Raw genomic sequence first — 19,255 nt, forward strand, 5'->3', positions numbered from 1 at the left:
CAGCGTCCACGAGCTTCGCCCGCAAGCCATCCGTCCCCGGCGCCAGCCCGGGGCAATGCGGCGCTTGTGGCTGCTGTTCGCCCAGGTGGTGACGGTGGCGCTGGCGCTGTATTTCGTGGTCGCCGCCATGCGGCCCGAGTGGCTTGAGCGCGCCCCGACCCAGGTGCGGATCGGCTCCGGCAATGCCGCCGTGCCGGTGCTGCAGGGCGCGGCGCTGCCGGCCTCCGGCAGCTACCGCGAGGCGGCCGGGCGCGCCATGCCGGCCGTGGTCAATATCCTCACCAGCAAGGCCTCGCGCGAGACCCATCCGTTGCTGAAGGACCCCTTCTTCCGTCGCTTCTTCGGCGACCGCATGCCGCCCGACGAGCAGATGGCTAGCCTCGGCTCGGGCGTCATCGTCAGCGGCGACGGCTACATCCTGACCAACAACCACGTGGTCGAGGGCGCCGACGTGATCGAGGTGGGCCTGGCCGACGGCAGGAAGGCGGCGGCGCGCATCGTCGGTACCGACCCCGAGACCGATCTCGCCGTGATCCGCATCGCGGCGCGCAACCTGCCCGTGATGGTGCTGGGCAATCCGGAAGCCGCGCGCGTGGGCGACGTGGTGCTGGCGATCGGCAACCCCTTCGGCGTGGGCCAGACCGTCACCCTCGGCATCATCTCTGCGCTGGGCCGCAACAACCTGCACATCAACAATTTCGAGAACTTCATCCAGACCGATGCCGCGATCAACTTCGGCAACTCGGGCGGGGCGCTGGTCGACACCAACGGCCATCTATTGGGCATCAACTCGGCGATCTATTCGCAGACCGGCGGCTCGGTAGGCATCGGCTTCGCCATCCCGGTCAGCACGGCGAAGAACGTGCTGGACGCCATCGTCAAGCACGGCCAGGTGGTGCGCGGCTGGATCGGCATCGAATCGCAGGACATCACGCCGGAGCTGGCGGAGAGTTTTGGCCTCGGCAAGAACAGCGGCGCCATCATCGCCGGCGTGGTGCGCGGCGGACCGGCCGACCGCGCCGGCATGCGCCCGGGCGACATCCTGGTCGCCGTCGGCGGCAAGGAAGTGGCGAACACCAGCGAGATGCTCAACCTGATCGCCCAGCTCGAGCCGGGCGAAAAAGCCCCGCTGCGCATCCTGCGCAAGAACCGCGAGTCCACGCTCGACGTCACCGTCGGCAAGCGCCCGCGCCTCAAATAACAATTCTGGAATCATTGCATGCACCTGCGTGACCTGACGCAATTTTTAAGCGAGCTCAGCGAGAACAACAACCGTCCCTGGTTCATCATGAACAAGCCGCGCTACGACATCCTGCGCGCGGAATTCCTCGACGTCGTCACGGAACTCATCAAGGAGCTGGGCGCGTTCGACAAGCAGGTGGCCGGCTGCGACCCCAAGAAGGCGCTGTTCCGCATCCACCGCGATGTGCGCTTCGCAAAGGACAAGCGGCCTTATAAAACCCATTTCTCGGCCGGCATCGCGCCCCTGAACAAGCGCCGTCCCAGCGCCGCGGGCGGGCCGACCTATTACTTCCACATCGAGGCCGACGGCAGGCTGCTGTTCGGCGCAGGCGAGTACCTGCCGCCGGCGCACCGCCTGAAAGCCATTCGCGAGCACGTCGTCAACGATGCGACAGGCTTCCAGAAAATGTTGAAGAATAAGCATCTCCGCGCAACCTACGGCGACCTGCAGTTCGAAGACACCTTGCAGCGCCCGCCGAAGGGCGTCGACCCGAACCACCCGCTGGTCGAATACCTGAAGCTCAAGAGCTATTTCGTGTGGATCGAAGTGCCGCTGCTGCTGAACCGCCCGGAACTGCTGGTGCCGCAGCTGGCCAGCGGCATGAAGGACGCGTTCGCGCTGGTCACCTGGCTGCGCAGCGTGCCGGAGGTGTTCCAGGAAGAAGACTAGACAGAGGAGGGCGACACATGGCCTTGCAACACGCAGTATCGGGCGAACGCATCGCCTTGCAACGCGGCGACGACGACATCGCCCACTTCACCTCGATCGCGCTGGTGAAGACCGAGCACATGGAACTGATCCGGCTCGTGCTGCCGAAGGAAAAACCGATGCCCGAGCACCGGGTCGAGGGCGAGATGACCCTCGTCTGCCTGGAGGGCGAGATCGCCTTCGATGCGCACGGACGCACGACGATCCTACGGCCGAACGAGATGGTCTACCTGGCGGGCGGGGAGCCGCATGCGATTCGCGCCAACAAGGATGCGGTGGGCCTCATGACCATCCTGCTGGGGCCGGTGCGCACGGGTGGGCCGACGAAGGATCCGCGCGGTTCCGGCAACTAGAGACTAGGATCGTAGGGTGCACGGCTATGCCGTGCGCGCGTTCAGCTTCCATGTGAATGGATGCTGCGTATGCAGTTCACGCACTGTTTGAACGCGCGGACGGCATAGCCGTCCACCCTACTAACCCAACGGCATCAGCGCCGCTGGTGCCTCCCTTATCAAGCTCAGGCCAGCTCATCCCGCGGATCCCGCGCCAGCAAGCGCTGCGCCATCTCGGTGGCCGGCACCCCATCGAACAGCACCGCCGCCACCGCCTCGGTGATCGGCATATCCACCCCCAGCCTGCGCGCCAGTTCGCGCACCGACTTCGCACAGGGCACGCCTTCGGCCACGTGGCCCAGTTCCGCCACGATGGCGTCCAGTTGCTTGCCCTGCGCCAGCGCCAGGCCCACGCGCCGGTTGCGCGACAGGTCGCCGGTGCAGGTCAGGATCAAGTCGCCCATGCCGGTCAGCCCCATGAAGGTATGCGCCTGGGCGCCCAGGTGCACACCCAGGCGGGTGATCTCGGCCAGGCCGCGCGTGATCAGGGCCGCGCGCGCATTCAGGCCCAGTCCCAGGCCGTCGGAAGCGCCGGTGGCGATCGCCATCACGTTCTTGACCGCGCCGCCCACTTCCACGCCGATCATGTCGTCGCAGGAATAGACTCGCATATTGTTGCCGTGCGCCGCCGCCACCACGCGTTCGCGCAAGGTGTCGGAAGTCGAGGCCACCGACAGCGCGCAGGGCAGGGCGCGCGCCACTTCCTGGGCGAACGAAGGCCCGGACAGGGCGGCGACGGGGATGTCGTTGCCGAGCACCTCGGCCGCCACCTGGTGCGGCAGCAGGCTGGTGCCGGCTTCGAAGCCCTTGCACAGCCACACGGCGTTGGGGATCTTGCGGCCCTTCAGTTGCCCCAGCAGCGGGCGCAGGCCGGCCACCGGGCAGGCCAGGATCAGCAGCGGCGCATCCTCAAGACCGGCATCGATCACATGGGCCAGGGCTCCCTCGAAATCGGCGCTCACGCGCAGGGCGCCAGGGAGCGGATGGCCCGGCAGGTAGTGCAGGTTCTCGCGCGCGGCCTCGGTCTCGGCCATCTGGGCGGGATTGCGGCCCCACAGCAGCACGTCGTGGCGATGGGCGAGCGCGATCGCCACGGCGGTGCCCCAGGCGCCGGCGCCGAGGACGGCGATTTTGGTAGGCTTGGTAGGTTTTTTCTGTTCTAGCATGTGGTTTCGCCTTTGGACATCACAGGCCCCAGATATCGTTCGACCGGACGTAGCCACTGATGCCGTCGCGGTGGCGCACACGGATCCAGGCGAGCGCGGTCGGGTCGACCAGTTCCAGCACGACGCCCTTGTCGGCCGTCATCAATACCTGGGCATTCTCGTCGGGCCCGGCGAACACCTTGGCGCCGGGCGTGCGCACGATCACGTTGCGGCGGGCGCTCAATCCCCTGGCTTCGGTCCAGGCCAGCTCGCCGTTGGCGTCGCGCACCTTGACCCAGTCGCCATAGCTCGACACGACCTGCAGCGGCATGCCGCGCGGGGCGACGTACATCTTCGTGCCCTTGGGCGAAGGAGTGTCGTAGAGGATCACCGAAGGCGCGCCGACGCTCTTGAATTCGAAGGCGAACACGGCTGGCGCTGCCACCAGGAGCAGGCTTGCGAGAAAACGGTGTGGGTTCATGGCGGGTCCAGGAGGATCATGCCGCCGCGGGGAAGCGGGACGCCGGGGAGGCAGCGGACGCCGCAGAGCGGCATCCGCAGGGGGACAACTTATTGTGCCGGAGCGGCGGCAGCTTGTGCCATCGCCTGCTGGCGCTGTGCGTAGAAGGCTTCGAAGTTGATCTCGGCCAGGTGCACCGGCGGGAAGCCGGCGCGGCTGATCACGTCGGCGATGTTGGCGCGCAGGTACGGGTACACGATGTTCGGGCAGCCGATGCCCAGCAGCGGATCCATCTGTTCTGCCGGGATGTTGCGGGCTTCGAAGATGCCAGCCTGCTTGCCTTCGACCAGGAAAGCGACCTTGTCCTTGACCTTGGCGGTGACGGTGATGGTCACGGTCGACTCGTAGATGCCTTCAGCGATGCCTTCGGCGCCGACGTCCAGCGACACTTCGATGGTCGGGGCTTCCTGCTCGAGGAAGATGGCCGGGGAATTCGGTTGTTCCAGCGACATGTCTTTCAGGTAGACGCGTTGGATTTGGAATACTGGTTGCAGATTTTCGTCGGACATGGAACGCTTTCGTTTTAAGTAATGGTGGACGGACGCGCCGTCCCGGTGCTTTGGTCAAACGCGAGGGCAATTGTATCAAAATCAATTTGGATGCAATACCCCCGCCGAGGCAGGCCCCGAAGCCCGTCAAGGCGGGCCGAAGTACGTACTTACTGTCCAGCCAGCAACGGATCCAGGCGACCCGCCTGGTCGAGCGCGTACAGGTCGTCGAAACCGCCCACGTGGGTGTCGCCCACATAGATCTGGGGCACGGTGCGGCGGCCGGTACGCTGCATCATGATCTGGCGCTGTTCCGGGTCCAGGTCGACGCGGATGCGTTCGATGTCGGTCACGCCCTTGGCTTCGAGCAGGCGCTCGGCGCGCACGCAATAGGGGCAGCTGGCGGTGTGGTAGAGAACGACGTGTTGGGTCATCTTACTTCCTTCCTAAAAGGGTTTACTTGGTTACCGGCAGGCCGGCCGCGACCCAGGCTGCCTGGCCGCCCTCGAGCGCGTGCGCGTCCTCGAAGCCTGCCGCCGCTAACAGCCGCACCGCCTTGTCCGCGCGCGCGCCGGTCTGGCACACGACGATCACGGTGCGGTTCTTCGACTTTTCCAGCTCGCCGATCCGATTGCCCAAGTCTGCCAGCGGGATGTGTTTCGCGTCGCGCAGGTGCCCGGCCGCGAATTCCTCGCCCGTCCTGACGTCGAGCACGAGGGTCTTGCCGCGGTTGATCATCTGCGTCGCCTGCAGGGCGGTGGCGCGCTTGCCGCGCGGGGCGAGGGCTGGCCAGAGCAGAGCAAGACCGGAAATCACGGCAATCGCCACCACGAAGATATTATCGAGAATGAATTTCACAAGGGTTCCAATGGTTGAACTGAATCGGCGCATTATAAAATAGATGCCGGACCGGATTTCAATCGCACCTTTTAACCGAAGAAGAGCTTATGTACAAAATCGTATTCATGCGCCACGGCGAATCCACCTGGAACCTGGAAAACCGCTTCACCGGCTGGACCGACGTCGACCTGACCGAGAAGGGCATCAAGGAGGCGAAGACCGCCGGCCGCGTACTCAAGGAAGCCGGCTTCACCTTCGACGTGGCCTACACCTCGGTGCTCAAGCGCGCGATCCGCACCCTGTGGCTGGCGCTGGACGAGATGGACATGATGTACCTGCCGGTCAAGAACGACTGGCGCCTGAACGAGCGCCACTACGGCGCCCTGCAGGGCCTGGACAAGGCGGAAACCGCGGCGAAATTCGGCGACGAGCAGGTGCTGGTCTGGCGCCGCAGCTACGACACCCCGCCGCCCGCGCTGGAAGAAGGCGACGAGCGCACCTCCTTCAACGATCCGCGCTATGCGTCGCTGTCGAAAGAGCAGATCCCGCTGACCGAGTGCCTGAAGGACACCGTGGCCCGCGTGATGCCGGCCTGGGACGAGGAGATCGCGCCGGCCATCCGCGCCGGCAAGAAGATCCTGATCTCGGCTCACGGCAATAGCCTGCGCGCCATCATCAAGATGCTGGACAACATCAGCGACAGCGACATCGTCGGCCTGAACATCCCGAACGGCCAGCCGCTCGTGTACGAGCTGGATGAAAACCTGAAGCCGATCAAGCACTACTACCTGGGCGACCAGGAAGCGATCGCCGCCGCCGTGGCGGCCGTGGCCAGCCAAGGGAAGGCGAAGTAAGCTTGCGTTTGCCATCCACGAAGTCCGCCGGCAGTGCGCTGATCTGCGCGCTGCTGGCCCTCGCACTGTCCAGCCCCGCCCAGGCCCAGCGCCAGACCGAACGCAGCCGCCAGAAGGCGACTGCGGAGAAGCAGCGCCTGGGCGTCAAGCAGAAGCTGGAGGCGATCCGCAAGGACATCGCCCGCACCGAGGACGCGCGCGAAGACGCCGCCGACGAGCTGGCCGAGTCCGAGGCGGCCATCTCCGACGCCAACCGCGCCCTGCGCGACCTGGCCGAGGAGCAGGACGCCACCAGCACCCGCCTGAACGACCTGTCGACCCAGGGGCAGCGGCTGCAGGAGACAATTGTTAAGCAGAAAAAACAATTGTCCCAGTTGCTGCGCGAGCACTACGTGGCCGGCAACGAAGACCGGATCAAGCTGCTGCTGTCCGGCGACAACCCGAACCGCATCAACCGCGACCTGCAGATGATGGCCTACGTCTCGCAGGCGCAGGCGAAGCTGCTGGACTCCCTGCGCGCCAACCTGGCCGAGGTCGAGGCCAATCGCGACAAGGTCGAGAACGCCCAGCTCGAGCTGCAGGAAATCGCACAGGAGCAACAACAACAGAAGGCCAGGCTGGAACAGGAAAAGGGCAAGCGCGCCGCGCTGCTGCAGAACCTGTCGACCCGCCTGTCCGACCAGCGCAAGCAGGCCGACCGCCTGCAGCGCGACGAACAACGCATGACGGCCCTGGTGGACCGCCTGACCATCCTGATCCGCGAGCAGGCCGAAGCCGAGCGCCGCCGCCAGGCCGCGCTGGCCGCCGCCAGGGCCAAGGCCGAGGCGGAAGAGAAGGCGCGCGCCCTGGCGCGAGCCAAGGCCGCCGCCGAGAAGGCCGAGCGCGAACGCATCGCGCGCCAGAACGCCAAGCCTGGCACGAAGCCGGCGCCGGAGCCGGAACCGCCGAAGGTGGCCGAGCAGCCCAAGCCGGTGGAGAAGCCGAGCGCGCCGCCGCCGCAGGAAGTCCCGCTGGCGCCGCCGGCTCCAGCCGGTGCCTTCGCCGCCCTCAAGGGCCGCTTGAGCCCGCCGGTCAACGGCACCGTGGCCGCCCGCTTCGGCACGCGCCGCGGCGAAGGCGTCAGCTGGAAAGGCATGTTCATCAAGGCGGCGGAAGGTACCGAAGTGCGCGCCGTCGCAGCAGGCCGCGTGGTGCACGCGGACTGGATCCGCGGCTGGGGCAATATGCTCATCGTCGACCACGGCGGCGAGTACTGGTCGGTCTACGGCAACAACTCGGCCCTGCTCAAGCGCGTGAACGACATGGTGCGCCCCGGCGAGGTGATCGCCAGCGCGGGCAATACCGGCGGCAACGAGGAATCGGGGCTATACTTTGAACTCAGGTATCGCGGCAAGGTCTTCGACCCTGCGAGCTGGGTCAAATTCTAAGGACATACATGGGTAGCAAGGCGAAGAATCTCGGACTCATCGGACTTGGCATGGTGGCCGGCGTGGCCGCCACCTTCCAGCTCTCGGCCTATGCGCAGAAAGGCGTCGAGTCGCCGCTGCCGCTCGACGAGCTGCGCCAGCTGGCCGATGTCTACGGCCTGATCAAGACCGACTACGTCGAACCGGTCTCGGACAAGAAGCTCCTGTCCGAAGCCATCGGCGGCATGGTCGCTTCGCTCGACCCGCACTCGACCTACCTCGACCAGAAGGCCTTCCGCGAGATGAAGGAAGCGGTGGCCGGCAAGTTCGTCGGCGTCGGCGTCGAGGTGGCCAGCGAAGACGGCTACGTCAAGATCGTCGCCCCGATCGAGGACACGCCGGCGCACAAGGCCGGCATCAAGGCGGGCGACCTGATCACCCGCATCGACAATGTCCCGGTGCGCAACATGTCGCTGGACGAGGCGATCAAGCGCATGCGCGGCAAGGCCGGCAGCAAGGTCACGCTCACCATCGCGCGCCGCGGCGAGGACCGCCCCTGGGTGCTGCCGGTGCAGCGCCAGGAAATCGTGGTCCAGAGCGTCAAGGCCAAGATGGTCGAGCCCGGCTACGCCTGGCTGCGCGTGAGCCAGTTCCAGGAAAACACCGTCGAGGAGCTGGCCAGGAAGGCCAGGGCCCTGTACGCCGAGAACCCCGAGATCAAGGGCCTGGTGCTCGACCTGCGCAACGATCCGGGTGGCCTGCTGCCCGGCGCGATCGGCGTGTCGGCCGCCTTCCTGCCGAAACCCGACCAGCTGATCGTCTCGACCAAGGGGCAGCTGGCCGACTCCAACCAGCAGTTCTACGGCCGCCGCGAATACTATGCCCAGCGCGGCGCCGACCCGCTGGCGGGCCTGCCCGCGGGCTTGAAAACCGTACCGATGGTGGTGCTGGTGAACGGCGGCTCGGCCTCCGCCTCCGAGATCGTCGCCGGCGCCCTGCAGGACTACAAGCGCGCCATCGTCATGGGCAGCCAGACCTTCGGCAAGGGTTCGGTGCAGACCCTGCGCCAGCTCTCGCCCGACACCGCCGTCAAGCTGACCACCGCGCGCTACTACACCCCGAAAGGCCGCCCGATCCAGGCCGTCGGCATCGTCCCCGACATGCGCGTGGACGAGACCGCCGAGGGCGACGCCCTGGCGGTGCTGCGCGTGCGCGAATCCGATTTGCAGCGCCACCTGGCGGGCGAGGCCGAGAAGACGCCGGCCGCCAAGGACCAGAAAGAGGCATTGGAAGCCCAGCAGCGCGCGGTCGCCCAGCTGAAAGACCGCAAGCCGCTCGACTACGGCAGCAAGGACGACTTCCAGCTGGCGCAGGCGATCAATCACTTCAAGGGGCAGCCCGTGCAGCTGGCCAAGGCGGATCCGGAAGACGCGAAGCCGGCGGCGCCGAAGGCATTGCCGGGGGCGGAGACCAAGCCGCCCGAGATCAAGGCGCCGGCCAAGAAGTAATGCTCAATCGGATCCCGGCCTGCGCCGGGTTCCGATGCGACTTCCCCATGAACGACCACCAGCTCCTGCGCTACTCCCGCCACATCCTCCTCGACGACATCGGCATCGACGGCCAGCAGCGCCTGCTCGACGCCCATGCCCTCGTCATCGGCGCCGGCGGCCTGGGTTCGCCCGCCGCCCTGTACCTGGCCTCCGGCGGCATCGGCCACATCACCCTGGTCGACGACGACGAGGTCGACCTGACGAACCTGCAGCGCCAGGTCATGCACACGAGCGAGCGCATCGGCCAGCCCAAGGTCGAGTCAGGCCGCGCGGCCCTGCTGGCCATCAACCCGGAGATCGAGGTCACCGCCCTGCGCGAACGCGTCGCCGGCGAGCGCCTGCGGGAACTCGTGCGAAGCGCCACGGTCGTACTCGATTGCACCGACAACTTCGCCACCCGCCACGCCATCAACCGCGCCTGCGTGGAGGAGGGCAGGCCGCTGGTCTCCGGCGCCGCGATCCGCTTCGACGGCCAGCTTGCCGTCTTCGACACGCGCCGGCCCGAGGCTCCGTGCTACGCCTGCCTGTTCCCCGAGGACAGCGGTTTCGAGGACGTGGCCTGCAGCACCATGGGCGTGTTCGCGCCCCTGGTCGGCGTGGTCGGGGCCATGCAGGCGGCCGAGGCGATGAAGCTGGTGGCGGGCATCGGCGAGCCGCTCGCCGGGCGCCTGCTGCTGCTGGACGGACGCGCCATGGACTGGAGCACGGTCCGGGTCGCCCGCAATCCCTCTTGTCCGGTGTGTGCAAACCGTGCAATAGCACATGAATAAGACCGGATTAAGACAGGATTAAACGGGCCAAAATCTTTACAATTTCCTACGTGCACACGGTAGCCCCTGCCACCATGTGGCCTTATACTGTCAGCCTTCAACCGACATCCTTGTAAAGACATCCATGCACATCGATTCGCAACGTTTCAAGCGCGCCCGTGGTTTCACCCTGGTCGAGATCATGGTCGTCGTGGTCATCATCGGCATCCTCGGCGCCCTGGTCGTGCCGAAACTGCTGGGCCGAACCGGCGAGGCGCGCGTGACCGCCGCCAAGACCGACATCGCCACCATGATGCAGGCGCTCAAGCTCTACAAGCTCGACAACCAGCGCTATCCGAGCACCGAACAGGGCCTGCAGGCCCTGATCACCAAGCCGACCGCCGGCCCGGCCGCGAACGGCTGGAAAGAAGGCGGCTACATGGAAAAGCTGCCGAAGGACCCGTGGGGCAACCCTTACCAGTACCTGTCGCCCGGCATCCATGGCGAGGTGGACGTGTTCTCGCTGGGCGCCGATGGCCAGCCCAGCGGTACCGGCGAGGATGCCGACGTCGGTTCCTGGGAATAAGGTTTTTCCATGCGCGCCCAGCGCACCCCAGGCGGCTTCACCTTGGTGGAGCTGCTGGTCGTGATGGTCATCATCGGCATCACGCTGGGCCTCGCTTCGCTCAACGCGATTCCCTCGCCGCGCCAGAACCTGCAGGAAGAGGCCCAGCGCCTGGCCCTGCTGCTGCAGCTGGCGCGCGACGAGGCGATCGTGCGCAACCGCCTGGTGGCCTTCGAGGCCAATGCCGAACGCTACCGCTTCATCGTGCGCAATGACACCGGCTGGGAGCCGGTCACCCGCGACGACCTGCTGCGCGAACGTCCCTTCAAGGGGGCGCCGCTGCGCCTTGTGCTGGAACCGAACCCGGGCGTCGATCCGAACCAGCTGCGCATCACCTTCGGACGCGAACCGGTCGACAAGCCTTTTGTCCTGACCCTGGCGTCCGGCAACAATGCCGTGGCGATCCGTGCCGACGGCGTCGGCCACTTCACTGTCGAGTGATGCGATGACGAGATTGCGTGCGCAAGCCGGTTTCACCCTGCTCGAAGTGCTGGTCGCCCTCGTCATCGTCGGCACCGCCCTCGGCGCCGGCCTGCGCGCCGTCGGCAGCCTGACCAGCAACAGCGCCGGCCTGCGCGCTTCGATGATGGCGACCTGGTCGGCCGAGAACCGCCTGGTGCAGATCCGCCTGGGACGCGAATTCCCCGAAGTCGGCAAGCGTAATTTCCCCTGTCCGCAAGGCGACCTGAACCTGATCTGCGAAGAGCAGGTGCTGACCAGTCCGAACCCCTTGTTGCGCCGGATCGAAGTCTCGGTGTTCGACGCCGAACGTCCGCAGCGCCGCATCGTCAAACTGGTTCAGCTCGTGCTCAGGCCATCCAGACTATGAGACCGCAGAAACGGCGCCGCGGCTTTACCCTCGTCGAACTCCTGGTGGCGATCAGCATCCTCGCCATCCTGGCCGTGCTCGGCTGGCGCGGCCTGGACGGCATCGTGCGCGCCCGCATCGCCCTGACCCAGCAGATGGAAGTCACGCGCGGCATGCAGCTTGCCTTCGCCCAGATGCAGAGCGACTGCGAACACCTGGCGCCGCGCAGCCTGCTCGGCAACCGCATCAACCTGCTCTGGGAAGACGACCGCCTCACCCTGGTGCGCAAGGTCTACAACGAGAACGAACCGACCCAGCTGGTGGTGGTGTCCTACCGCGTGGTGAACGGCGCCCTGGTGCGGCGCGAAGCGCGCGGCACCCGTGACCTTGCCCAGCTCGATGCCCTGTGGCAGGCGGTCGCCAGCGACGCGCCCTCCGAATCGGCCACGCCGGTGGTGCTGCAGAGCGGGCTGGCGGCCATGGGCATCCAGGTCTGGCAGGCCAATGCCTGGCGCAAGGAGGCCACGCCCGCCACGGAAGGCGGCCAGCCGCTCGAGCCGGACGGCATCCAGATCAGCCTCACCTCGCAGGGACTGGCCGCGCCCATGGTCAAGGCCCTGTTGCTGGGAGGCACCTGATGCGAAGCTTCATTCGTCGCCAGCGCCAGCGCGGGGTCGCGGTGGTGACCGCGCTGCTGCTCACGACGCTCGCCATCTCGATCGTCGCCAGCCTGTTCTGGCAGCAGCAGGTGCAGGTGCGCACCCTGGAGAACCAGCGCCTGCAACTGCAGACCAAGTGGATCCTGCGCGGGGCGCTGGACTGGGCCAGCGTGGTGCTGCGCCAGGAGCTGCCCTACACCTCGCTCGACCAGGTCTGGGCCACCCCGCTGGCCGAAACCCGCCTCGACCAGTACATCGAGCGCGAACGCCTGGAAGGCGAAGCCTTCGATGCTTCACTGTCCGGTAACATTGTCGACGCCACGTCGCGTTACAATCTCGCCAACCTGGCGCAGCAGGGTGAGCCGGTTGCGGCGCAGCAGGCAATCTTCCTGCGCCTGCTGAACGTGCTGCGGCTCGATACCCGGCTGGCGCAGCGGGTGACCGTATTCGTGGCGCAGGGCCAGCGTTCGGCGCCTGCGGCGGCGCCGGGGACGGGAACGCCGGGGGTGAACGGAGACGAGAAGACGCAGCAGACGCAGCTGCCGCCCGCCAACGGCCTGCCGGTCCCGCTGGTGCAGGTCGACGACCTGCTCGCGGTGCAGGGCATGACGCCCGCGATTCTCGCGCAGCTCAAGCCCTTCCTGATCGTGCTGCCGGAGACGACGACGCTGAACGTGAACACCGTGCCGGCCGAATTGCTGGCAGCCCTGATCCCGGACATGTCGCTGTCCGAAGCCGGCAGCCTGGTGGCGCGGCGCAAGACGGCGGCCTGGCGCGATAAGGCGACCTTCCTGAGCCAGGTGCGTGGCGGCGAGGGAATTGAGGATGGTGCGTATGACGTAAAAAGCAGCTGGTTTTTGGTGCAGAGCCGGATCAGGCTCGACCGCGCCGCCCTGAACGCGGAATCGCTGATCCAGCGCAAGCCGCTGGTCAGCGGCGGCGGCGGCACCACCGTGATCTGGACCCGCCAGAACTAGAAGAAAGCGAGACAGTTTGACTACACTTTATATCCGGCACCCGGCCAGAGCCGAAGGCGAAGGCGCCCTGTGCCGTTTCGCCCTGGCCGATGACGGCGGCGTGATCGCGCAGCAGGGCGAAGGCCCCTTGCGCAACCTGGCCGACATGGTCGCCGCCAGCCGCCGCGTGGTGCTGCTGCTGGCCGGCGCCGACGTCACCCTGCTGGCGGTCCAGGCCCCGCCGCTCACCGGCGCCCGCCTGCGCGCGGCCCTGCCGGCCCTGGTCGAAGAACACATCCTGGGCGACCCGCTCGACGCCGTGCTGGTGGCCGGGCCAAGCCTGCCCGACGGCCGCCGCCCGGTCGGCGTGGTGCAGCGCGACTGGCTCGAACCGCTCGTGAAAGCCCTGCTCGGCATGGGCGCGCGCGCGGTCGCCGCCATGCCCTCTCAGCTCTGCCTGCCCCTGCAGCCGGGCAGCGCCAGCGCCGCCATCGGCGCCGGCGAACTGCTGCTGCGCCAGGGCCAGTACGAAGGCCTCGGCCTGGCCCTCGACGGCAATCCCTCGGCCGTCCTGCAGACGGCGCGCGCGCTGGCCGGCGACGCTCCCCTTGTGCTCTACGTGCCGCACGATCAGCTGGGCGAATACCAGGCCCTGCTGGCCGAAGCCGGTCCCGGCATCGCGCTGGAAAGCGATGATTGGGCACACTGGATCGCGGGCAGTAAAAGCAGCACCCTGGACCTGGTGCCGGGCCTGGGCACGGCCGGCGTCGCCCAGCGCGACTGGAGCCGCTGGCGCTGGCCGATTCGTCTCGCCATCGCCGCCATCGTGGTCAACATCATCGGCGTCAACATCGAGTGGCTGCGCCTGAAGCGCGAAGCCGACAGCGTGCGCCAGGGCATGAGCCAGACCTTCCGCAATGCCTATCCGAACCAGCCCGTCATCGATCCGGTGGCGCAGATGCAGCAGAACCTTGCACGCGCCAAGGCGGCCGGCGGCCAGGTCTCGAGCGGCGAATTCGGCTGGATGGCCGGCGTGCTCGGCGAAACGACACGCACCCTCGCGCGTCCGCCCGGCATTGCGTCAATGGAGTTCCGCGAACGCACCCTGACCGTTCGGGTCAAACCTGAAACCGTCGACCCCGCTACAACGGGCCAGCTGCGCACCGCCTTGAGCGCGCGCAATCTGAGCCTGGAAGAAACCGCGCCCGCCACCTGGGCGATTCGCAGCACCGGAGCCCCCTGATGAAAGCAGCAGCAACTATCGTGGCCCTGCGCGAACGCGCGCTTGCCTATTGGCTGGCCCGCACCGAGCAGGAGCGCAAGTTCCTCGCCATCGGCGCGGCCGTGGTCCTTGTCGCCCTCGTGTATGCGCTGCTGCTCGCGCCCGCCCTCGAAGGGCGCGACCGCCTGCAGCGTTCCCTGCCCGAGCTGCGCCAGCAGGCCGCCCAGCTGCAGACCATGGCCGCCGAAGCGTCCACGCTGGCCGCCAACCCGGCCCCGCCGCCGGCGCCCATGACCCGCGAGGCCCTGACGGCCAGCCTGGCCCAGCGCAGCCTGGCGCCCGGTTCGCTCACGCTCACCGGGGAATATGCCAAGGTCCAGTTCAACAACGTGTCCTTCGCCAACCTGGTGGCCTGGCTCGACGCCCAGCGCCGCGAGAACCGCATCCAGGTGCAGGACGCCGCCTTCACGGGGCTGCCGGCGGCGGGGCAGGTGGATGCCACATTGACCCTGCGCCAGAATTTGGGCCAAAGCGTGGGCACGCCGCAATGAAGCGCCTGCTTGCCTGGTCGGCGCTGGTCGTGCTGGCGGTGCTGGTCACGGTCCTCGCCTTCCTGCCCGCTTCCTGGCTCGGCCCCATGGTCGAACGCCAGACGGGCGGCCGTTTGACTCTCGGGGATGCGCAGGGTACGCTCTGGAACGGCTCAGCCTTTATCGGCGGGGCGCCCGGCGAGGGCGGGGCGGTGACGCCGCTGCTGCCGGGACGCTTCGCCTGGCGCCTGTCGCCGCTGGTGCTGTTCGGTTCGGTGAGCATGACGGTCGAGAATCCGCAGGCATTGGCGGGCCCGGTACGCATCGAAGGCAGCTGGTCGCAGTGGCAGGTGAGCAGCGGCGAACTGCTGCTGCCGGCCGAGGGCCTGGCCGGCCTCGGCGCGCCGCTCAACACCCTGGCGCCCACCGGCAGCATCCGCCTGGTGTGGAACACGCTCGACCTGCTGCGCCAGCCCAATAGCGTGACGGTGCAGGGCCGCACGGTGCTCACGCTCACCGACATGGGCTCGCGCATGGCGCCGATCCGGCCGCTCGGCAGCTACGAGATGGTTTTCGACTGGCGCGGCAGCCAGGCCGACCTGAACCTGCGCACGGTGCGCGGCGCCCTGCTCCTGTCGGGCGCGGGCGCATTGCAGAACGGCCGGCTGCGCTTTTCCGGCCAGGCCTCGGCCGCCGACGGATACGAAGAGACGCTGGGTAATATGCTCAACCTGCTGGGCCAGCGCCGCATGGTGAACGGCAAGAACATAATCGCACTCGAGTTCAGATAATGAAGAAAATTTCCCGTACCACGTTCGCCCCCGCCATCCCCTCGCTGCGCCGCATCGCGGCCGGCGCCATGCTGTGCTGCGCCGCGACCCTGGCCGTGCCACCGGCGCCCGCCTGGGCGCAGGACAATCCGAACGCCGCCGCACTGAGCTTCGTCAATGCCGACATTGAATCGGTGATCAAGGCGATCGGCCACTACACCGGCATGACCTTCATCATCGACCCGCGCGTCAAGGGCACGATCACCCTGGTCTCCGAGAAATCGCTGACCAAGACCCAGGCCTTCGGCCTGCTCACCTCGACCCTGCGCCTGCAGGGCTATGCGGTGGTGACCAGCGGCGACGGCTATGCCAAGGTCGTGCCGGAAGCGGAAGCCAAGGCCCAGTCTTCGCCGACCCAGGTCGGCGGCGTGCGCGCCAGCAAGGCCACCGGCGACCAGATCGCCACCCAGGTGTTTTATCTTGCCTATGAATCGGCGGCCAACCTGACGGCCGTGCTGCGTCCCCTGATTTCGCCGAACAATTCCATCATGGCGAACCCGGGCAACAATACCCTGGTCATCACCGACTACGCCGACAACCTGCGCCGCCTCGCCAAGATCATCGGCGCCCTCGACACGCCGGTCGCGGCCGACCTCGAAGTCATCCCGGTCCGCAACGCCATCGCCAGCGACATCGCCACCCTGGTGCAGCGCCTGATGGAGCCGGCGGCCGGCGGCGACTCGGGCCGCGTCACGGTGCTGGCCGATCCGCGCACCAACTCGGTGGTCGTGCGCGCGCCTTCGCAGGCACGCGCGAATCTTGCCAAGTCCCTGATCGCCCGCCTCGACCAGCAGACCTCGACGCAAGGCAATATCCACGTCGTCTACCTGAAGAACGCCGACGCCAGCCGCGTCGCCCAGACCCTGCGCGCCGTCGTTTCGCAGGATGCGTCCGCCGTGCCGGTGCAGCAGCAGGGCACCTCGGGTGGCTCGATCCAGGCCGGCGCGACCAGCGGCCTCGGCGGCAGCGGCCAGGGCGGCCAGCAGGGCCAGCAGAGCAGCACCGGCATGGCCGGCACCGGCAACACCTACGGCCAGCAGAGCCAGCTCACGGCAAGCGGCGCCGGCGGCGGCCAGGGCTCCGGCTTCATCCAGGCCGATGCCTCGACCAACAGCCTGATCATCACCGCCCCGGACGCGGTCTACCGCAACCTGCGCAACGTCATCGACCAGCTCGACGTGCGCCGCGCCCAGGTCTATATCGAAGCGCTGGTGGTCGAAGTGACTTCCAACAAGGCTTCCGAATTCGGCGTGCAGTGGATCGGCGCCAGCGGCGACTCCGACAGCAAGTACCGCATCGGCGGCCTGCAGTCCTTCAGCAGCGGCACCAACAGCAACATCGTCAACCTGGTCGCGGCCGCGCGCAACGGCCTCTCCGGCGATACCGGCGTGCCGTCGGTTCCGGGCCTGACCATCGGCCTGTTCCGCCAGGTCGGCGGCGAGCTCGGCCTGGGCGCGGTGGCGCGCGCGCTGGAAAACGACGGCAACGGCAACATCCTGTCGACGCCGAACATGATCACCCTGGACAACGAACTGGCCACCATCAAGGTCGGCCAGAACGTCCCGATCATCACCGGTTCCTACACCACCAACTCGACCACCGGCGGCGGCAATCCCTTCACCACGGTCGACCGCCGCGACGTCGGCCTGCTCCTGAAAGTGCGCCCGCAGATCTCGGAAGGGGGTACGATCAAGATGGCGATCTACCACGAGAACTCGAGCGTCGACCAGTCCACCCGCAATGCCGCGTCCGGCCTGACGACCAATGTCCGTGCGATCGAGACCAATGTGCTGGCCGACGACGGCCAGATCATCGTGCTCGGCGGCCTCATCGAAGACACCGAGGGCGATGGCGAAGAGAAAGTACGCGGCCTGGGCGACATTCCGGTGCTGGGGAATCTGTTCAAGTACCGCAGCCGCACCCGGACCAAGACCAACCTGATGGTGTTCCTGCGCCCGGTCGTGGTGCGCAGCAAGGAAGCATCGAATTCGATCGCCATGGACCGCTACGAATACATGCGCGCTGCCGGCGCCGCCGGCCAGGCACAGGAAGAGCAGACCATCCTGATGCGCAGCCTCGGCGCGCCGCTGCTGCCGCCGCTGACCAATGGCCAGCCGCCGGTCGGCGGCGCCATGGCGACCGCGCCGGTGCAGACCGCCCCGGCTGCGGGCGCAGCGCCCGGCGCGGCCAGCGGCCAGCCGGTCCCGGCCCAGCAGGGAGGCCAGCAGGGACAGCAGCCGGCCTCGCAGTTCCGTCCGGTGACGCCATCGAACCAGAAGTGATGTGAACATGAACAATCTCTTGCCTTACGCCTTCGCCCGTGACCACGGCGTGCTGGCGCGCGGCGGCGAGGAAGCGGGACAGCCGATCGAAGTGCTGGTCTCCAGCGCCACGGCGCCCGCCGCCATCGCGGAGGTGTCGCGCCGCTTCGGCCGCATCACCCTGCGCCGCCTCGACCGTGGCGAGCTCGACGATGCGATCGCGAAGGCCTATGCCGGCGCCGGCGGCGACGCCTCGCAGGTGGTCGATGAATTCGATGCCGACCTCGACCTCACCAGGCTGCTGCAGGACGTCCCGGCCATCGAAGACCTGCTCGAATCCTCGGACGACGCGCCCGTCATCCGCATGATCAACGCCCTGCTCACGCAGTCGCTGCGCGAAGGCGCCTCGGACATCCACATCGAACCCTTCGAGCAGACCTCGGTCGTGCGCTTCCGCGTCGACGGCGCGCTGCGCGACATCGTGCGTCCCAAGAAGGCCATCCACGCCTCGCTGATCTCGCGTATCAAGATCATGTCGCAGCTCGACATCGCCGAGAAGCGCCTGCCGCAGGACGGCCGCATCACCCTGCGCATCGGCGGCAAACCCGTCGACGTGCGCGTCTCGACCCTGCCGACCGGCCACGGCGAACGCGCCGTGCTGCGTCTGCTCGACAAGGAAGCCGGCCGCCTCGACCTCAGCCACCTCGGCATGGCGCCGGACATGCTGCCGCAGTTCGACCGCCTGATCAACCAGCCCCACGGCATCGTGCTGGTCACGGGCCCGACCGGCTCCGGCAAGACCACCACGCTGTACGCGGCGCTGTCGCGCCTGAACGCCTCGACCACCAACATCATGACGGTGGAAGACCCGATCGAGTACGACCTCAACGGCGTCGGCCAGACCCAGGTCAATGCGCGCATCGACATGACCTTCGCCAAGGCCCTGCGCGCGATCCTGCGCCAGGACCCGGACGTGATCATGATCGGCGAGATCCGCGACCTGGAAACGGCGCAGATTGCGGTGCAGGCCTCGCTCACCGGCCACCTGGTGCTGGCGACCCTCCACACGAATGACTCGGCCTCGGCCGTCACCCGCCTGCTGGACATGGGCATCGAACCGTTCCTGTTATCGTCATCCCTGCTGGGCGTGATGGCCCAGCGCCTGGTCCGCAAACTCTGCGTGCACTGCAAGGTCAGCGACGCAAGGGATAGCAACGGCGGCTGGCATGCGGTCGGCTGCGAGCGCTGCGGCCACACGGGCTACCACGGCCGGGTCGGCGTCTACGAGCTGCTGGAAACCACCGAAGAGATCCGCGCCCAGATCCACAACCAGGCGTCCGAAGCCGAGATCCGCGAGACTGCCCAGAAGAACGGCATGAAGACCATGCGCGAGGACGGCGAACGCTGGCTGGCGGACGGCACCACCACGCGCGCGGAACTCGTGCGCGTGACCAAGGACTGAGGAAAGA

At 67.4% G+C, this 19,255-nt stretch carries 22 protein-coding genes; 17 read left to right on the plus strand and 5 right to left on the minus strand.

The genetic code is table 11. The annotated features are described in order from the left end of the window. Nucleotides 1–55: 55 nt before the first annotated feature. Genes ACQ7JA_RS13180 through ACQ7JA_RS13190 form a run of 3 tightly spaced genes read left to right on the plus strand, consistent with a single transcriptional unit; the run spans nt 56 to nt 2,304 of the window. The gene (locus ACQ7JA_RS13180) at nt 56–1,201 is read left to right on the plus strand and encodes a Do family serine endopeptidase (protein WP_430898483.1); all 1,146 of its coding nucleotides are present in this window, start codon (nt 56–58) and stop codon (nt 1,199–1,201) included. A gap of 18 nt (nt 1,202–1,219) precedes the next feature. After that, nucleotides 1,220–1,912 carry a DUF2461 domain-containing protein gene (locus tag ACQ7JA_RS13185; protein ID WP_430898360.1) on the plus strand — a complete coding sequence of 231 codons (693 nt, stop codon included), beginning with the start codon at nt 1,220–1,222 and terminating at the stop codon, nt 1,910–1,912. A gap of 17 nt (nt 1,913–1,929) precedes the next feature. Continuing rightward, entirely contained in the window at nt 1,930–2,304 is a 375-nt protein-coding gene (locus ACQ7JA_RS13190) for a cupin domain-containing protein (protein ID WP_430898362.1), read from the plus strand. A gap of 164 nt (nt 2,305–2,468) precedes the next feature. Here ACQ7JA_RS13190 and ACQ7JA_RS13195 read toward each other — a convergent pair whose 3' ends face one another. The 5 genes from ACQ7JA_RS13195 to ACQ7JA_RS13215 form a co-directional block, all read right to left on the minus strand. Next, nucleotides 2,469–3,509, minus strand: coding sequence for an NAD(P)H-dependent glycerol-3-phosphate dehydrogenase (locus ACQ7JA_RS13195; protein WP_430898364.1), 1,041 nt, complete (start codon nt 3,507–3,509; stop codon nt 2,469–2,471). Nucleotides 3,510–3,528: 19 nt separating this feature from the next. Beyond that, nucleotides 3,529–3,969 (minus strand): SH3 domain-containing protein, encoded by a 441-nt coding sequence (locus tag ACQ7JA_RS13200; protein WP_430898366.1) that lies wholly within the window; start codon nt 3,967–3,969, stop codon nt 3,529–3,531. Nucleotides 3,970–4,058: 89 nt separating this feature from the next. Beyond that, on the minus strand, nt 4,059–4,517 hold the full coding sequence (secB, locus tag ACQ7JA_RS13205) for a protein-export chaperone SecB (protein ID WP_258826588.1): 459 nt from the start codon (nt 4,515–4,517) through the stop codon (nt 4,059–4,061). 149 nt (nt 4,518–4,666) lie between these two features. Continuing rightward, a complete protein-coding gene (grxC, locus tag ACQ7JA_RS13210; RefSeq protein ID WP_430898368.1) occupies nt 4,667–4,930 on the minus strand; it encodes a glutaredoxin 3 in 264 nt (87 codons plus the stop codon). Between the two features lie 22 nt (nt 4,931–4,952). After that, nucleotides 4,953–5,354 carry a rhodanese-like domain-containing protein gene (locus ACQ7JA_RS13215; RefSeq protein ID WP_430898370.1) on the minus strand — a complete coding sequence of 134 codons (402 nt, stop codon included), beginning with the start codon at nt 5,352–5,354 and terminating at the stop codon, nt 4,953–4,955. A gap of 89 nt (nt 5,355–5,443) precedes the next feature. Here ACQ7JA_RS13215 and gpmA point away from each other — a divergent pair, with 89 nt between their 5' ends. The 14 genes from gpmA to gspE all read left to right on the plus strand — a co-directional run bounded on the left by gpmA (nt 5,444) and on the right by gspE (nt 19,248). Beyond that, nucleotides 5,444–6,190, plus strand: a complete 747-nt coding sequence (gene gpmA / locus ACQ7JA_RS13220) for a 2,3-diphosphoglycerate-dependent phosphoglycerate mutase (protein ID WP_430898372.1) — start codon at nt 5,444–5,446, stop codon at nt 6,188–6,190. Between the two features lie 8 nt (nt 6,191–6,198). Continuing rightward, on the plus strand, nt 6,199–7,617 hold the full coding sequence (locus ACQ7JA_RS13225) for a murein hydrolase activator EnvC family protein (protein ID WP_430898485.1): 1,419 nt from the start codon (nt 6,199–6,201) through the stop codon (nt 7,615–7,617). Nucleotides 7,618–7,625: 8 nt separating this feature from the next. Continuing rightward, nucleotides 7,626–9,104, plus strand: a complete 1,479-nt coding sequence (locus ACQ7JA_RS13230; protein WP_430898374.1) for a S41 family peptidase — start codon at nt 7,626–7,628, stop codon at nt 9,102–9,104. Nucleotides 9,105–9,151: 47 nt separating this feature from the next. Further along, complete coding sequence (locus tag ACQ7JA_RS13235; RefSeq protein ID WP_430898376.1) at nt 9,152–9,916, plus strand: HesA/MoeB/ThiF family protein; 765 nt, start codon at nt 9,152–9,154, stop codon at nt 9,914–9,916. 124 nt (nt 9,917–10,040) lie between these two features. Next, nucleotides 10,041–10,481: a type II secretion system major pseudopilin GspG gene (gspG, locus tag ACQ7JA_RS13240; RefSeq protein WP_430898378.1), complete on the plus strand. Its 441-nt coding sequence runs from the start codon at nt 10,041–10,043 to the stop codon at nt 10,479–10,481. 9 nt (nt 10,482–10,490) lie between these two features. Beyond that, complete coding sequence (locus ACQ7JA_RS13245) at nt 10,491–10,961, plus strand: GspH/FimT family pseudopilin (protein WP_430898380.1); 471 nt, start codon at nt 10,491–10,493, stop codon at nt 10,959–10,961. Nucleotides 10,962–10,965: 4 nt separating this feature from the next. Further along, a complete protein-coding gene (gene gspI, locus ACQ7JA_RS13250) occupies nt 10,966–11,349 on the plus strand; it encodes a type II secretion system minor pseudopilin GspI (RefSeq protein ID WP_430898382.1) in 384 nt (127 codons plus the stop codon). Further along, complete coding sequence (locus ACQ7JA_RS13255; RefSeq protein ID WP_430898384.1) at nt 11,346–11,966, plus strand: PulJ/GspJ family protein; 621 nt, start codon at nt 11,346–11,348, stop codon at nt 11,964–11,966. The genes gspI and ACQ7JA_RS13255 overlap by 4 nt, the downstream gene beginning before the upstream one ends. Next, nucleotides 11,966–12,964: a type II secretion system minor pseudopilin GspK gene (gene gspK / locus ACQ7JA_RS13260; RefSeq protein ID WP_430898386.1), complete on the plus strand. Its 999-nt coding sequence runs from the start codon at nt 11,966–11,968 to the stop codon at nt 12,962–12,964. Before ACQ7JA_RS13255 ends, gspK begins: the two co-directional genes overlap by 1 nt. A 16-nt stretch (nt 12,965–12,980) precedes the next feature. After that, nucleotides 12,981–14,186, plus strand: a complete 1,206-nt coding sequence (gene gspL / locus ACQ7JA_RS13265) for a type II secretion system protein GspL (RefSeq protein WP_430898388.1) — start codon at nt 12,981–12,983, stop codon at nt 14,184–14,186. Next, on the plus strand, nt 14,186–14,716 hold the full coding sequence (gspM, locus tag ACQ7JA_RS13270; RefSeq protein WP_430898390.1) for a type II secretion system protein GspM: 531 nt from the start codon (nt 14,186–14,188) through the stop codon (nt 14,714–14,716). Before gspL ends, gspM begins: the two co-directional genes overlap by 1 nt. Then, the gene (gene gspN, locus ACQ7JA_RS13275) at nt 14,713–15,486 is read left to right on the plus strand and encodes a type II secretion system protein N (protein ID WP_430898392.1); all 774 of its coding nucleotides are present in this window, start codon (nt 14,713–14,715) and stop codon (nt 15,484–15,486) included. Before gspM ends, gspN begins: the two co-directional genes overlap by 4 nt. Further along, the gene (gspD, locus tag ACQ7JA_RS13280; protein ID WP_430898394.1) at nt 15,486–17,807 is read left to right on the plus strand and encodes a type II secretion system secretin GspD; all 2,322 of its coding nucleotides are present in this window, start codon (nt 15,486–15,488) and stop codon (nt 17,805–17,807) included. The genes gspN and gspD overlap by 1 nt, the downstream gene beginning before the upstream one ends. A 7-nt stretch (nt 17,808–17,814) precedes the next feature. Then, a complete protein-coding gene (gene gspE / locus ACQ7JA_RS13285) occupies nt 17,815–19,248 on the plus strand; it encodes a type II secretion system ATPase GspE (RefSeq protein WP_430898396.1) in 1,434 nt (477 codons plus the stop codon). The last annotated feature ends 7 nt before the right edge of the window (nt 19,249–19,255 follow it).

It is taken from the genome of Massilia sp. BKSP1R2A-1, from assembly GCF_050586525.1.
Lineage (GTDB): Bacteria > Pseudomonadota > Gammaproteobacteria > Burkholderiales > Burkholderiaceae_D > Telluria.

Bases quoted from the DNA above. Each gene is read 5' to 3' on its own strand.
- ACQ7JA_RS13180 (WP_430898483.1), top strand. From the start codon at position 56: ATGCGGCGCTTGTGGCTGCTGTTCGCCCAGGTGGTGACGGTGGCGCTG.
- ACQ7JA_RS13185 (WP_430898360.1), top strand. From the start codon at position 1,220: ATGCACCTGCGTGACCTGACGCAATTTTTAAGCGAGCTCAGCGAGAAC.
- ACQ7JA_RS13190 (WP_430898362.1), top strand. From the start codon at position 1,930: ATGGCCTTGCAACACGCAGTATCGGGCGAACGCATCGCCTTGCAACGC.
- ACQ7JA_RS13195 (WP_430898364.1), bottom strand. From the start codon at position 3,509: ATGCTAGAACAGAAAAAACCTACCAAGCCTACCAAAATCGCCGTCCTC.
- ACQ7JA_RS13200 (WP_430898366.1), bottom strand. From the start codon at position 3,969: ATGAACCCACACCGTTTTCTCGCAAGCCTGCTCCTGGTGGCAGCGCCA.
- secB (WP_258826588.1), bottom strand. From the start codon at position 4,517: ATGTCCGACGAAAATCTGCAACCAGTATTCCAAATCCAACGCGTCTAC.
- grxC (WP_430898368.1), bottom strand. From the start codon at position 4,930: ATGACCCAACACGTCGTTCTCTACCACACCGCCAGCTGCCCCTATTGC.
- gpmA (WP_430898372.1), top strand. From the start codon at position 5,444: ATGTACAAAATCGTATTCATGCGCCACGGCGAATCCACCTGGAACCTG.
- ACQ7JA_RS13230 (WP_430898374.1), top strand. From the start codon at position 7,626: ATGGGTAGCAAGGCGAAGAATCTCGGACTCATCGGACTTGGCATGGTG.
- ACQ7JA_RS13235 (WP_430898376.1), top strand. From the start codon at position 9,152: ATGAACGACCACCAGCTCCTGCGCTACTCCCGCCACATCCTCCTCGAC.
- gspG (WP_430898378.1), top strand. From the start codon at position 10,041: ATGCACATCGATTCGCAACGTTTCAAGCGCGCCCGTGGTTTCACCCTG.
- ACQ7JA_RS13245 (WP_430898380.1), top strand. From the start codon at position 10,491: ATGCGCGCCCAGCGCACCCCAGGCGGCTTCACCTTGGTGGAGCTGCTG.
- gspI (WP_430898382.1), top strand. From the start codon at position 10,966: ATGACGAGATTGCGTGCGCAAGCCGGTTTCACCCTGCTCGAAGTGCTG.
- ACQ7JA_RS13255 (WP_430898384.1), top strand. From the start codon at position 11,346: ATGAGACCGCAGAAACGGCGCCGCGGCTTTACCCTCGTCGAACTCCTG.
- gspK (WP_430898386.1), top strand. From the start codon at position 11,966: ATGCGAAGCTTCATTCGTCGCCAGCGCCAGCGCGGGGTCGCGGTGGTG.
- gspM (WP_430898390.1), top strand. From the start codon at position 14,186: ATGAAAGCAGCAGCAACTATCGTGGCCCTGCGCGAACGCGCGCTTGCC.
- gspN (WP_430898392.1), top strand. From the start codon at position 14,713: ATGAAGCGCCTGCTTGCCTGGTCGGCGCTGGTCGTGCTGGCGGTGCTG.
- gspD (WP_430898394.1), top strand. From the start codon at position 15,486: ATGAAGAAAATTTCCCGTACCACGTTCGCCCCCGCCATCCCCTCGCTG.
- gspE (WP_430898396.1), top strand. From the start codon at position 17,815: ATGAACAATCTCTTGCCTTACGCCTTCGCCCGTGACCACGGCGTGCTG.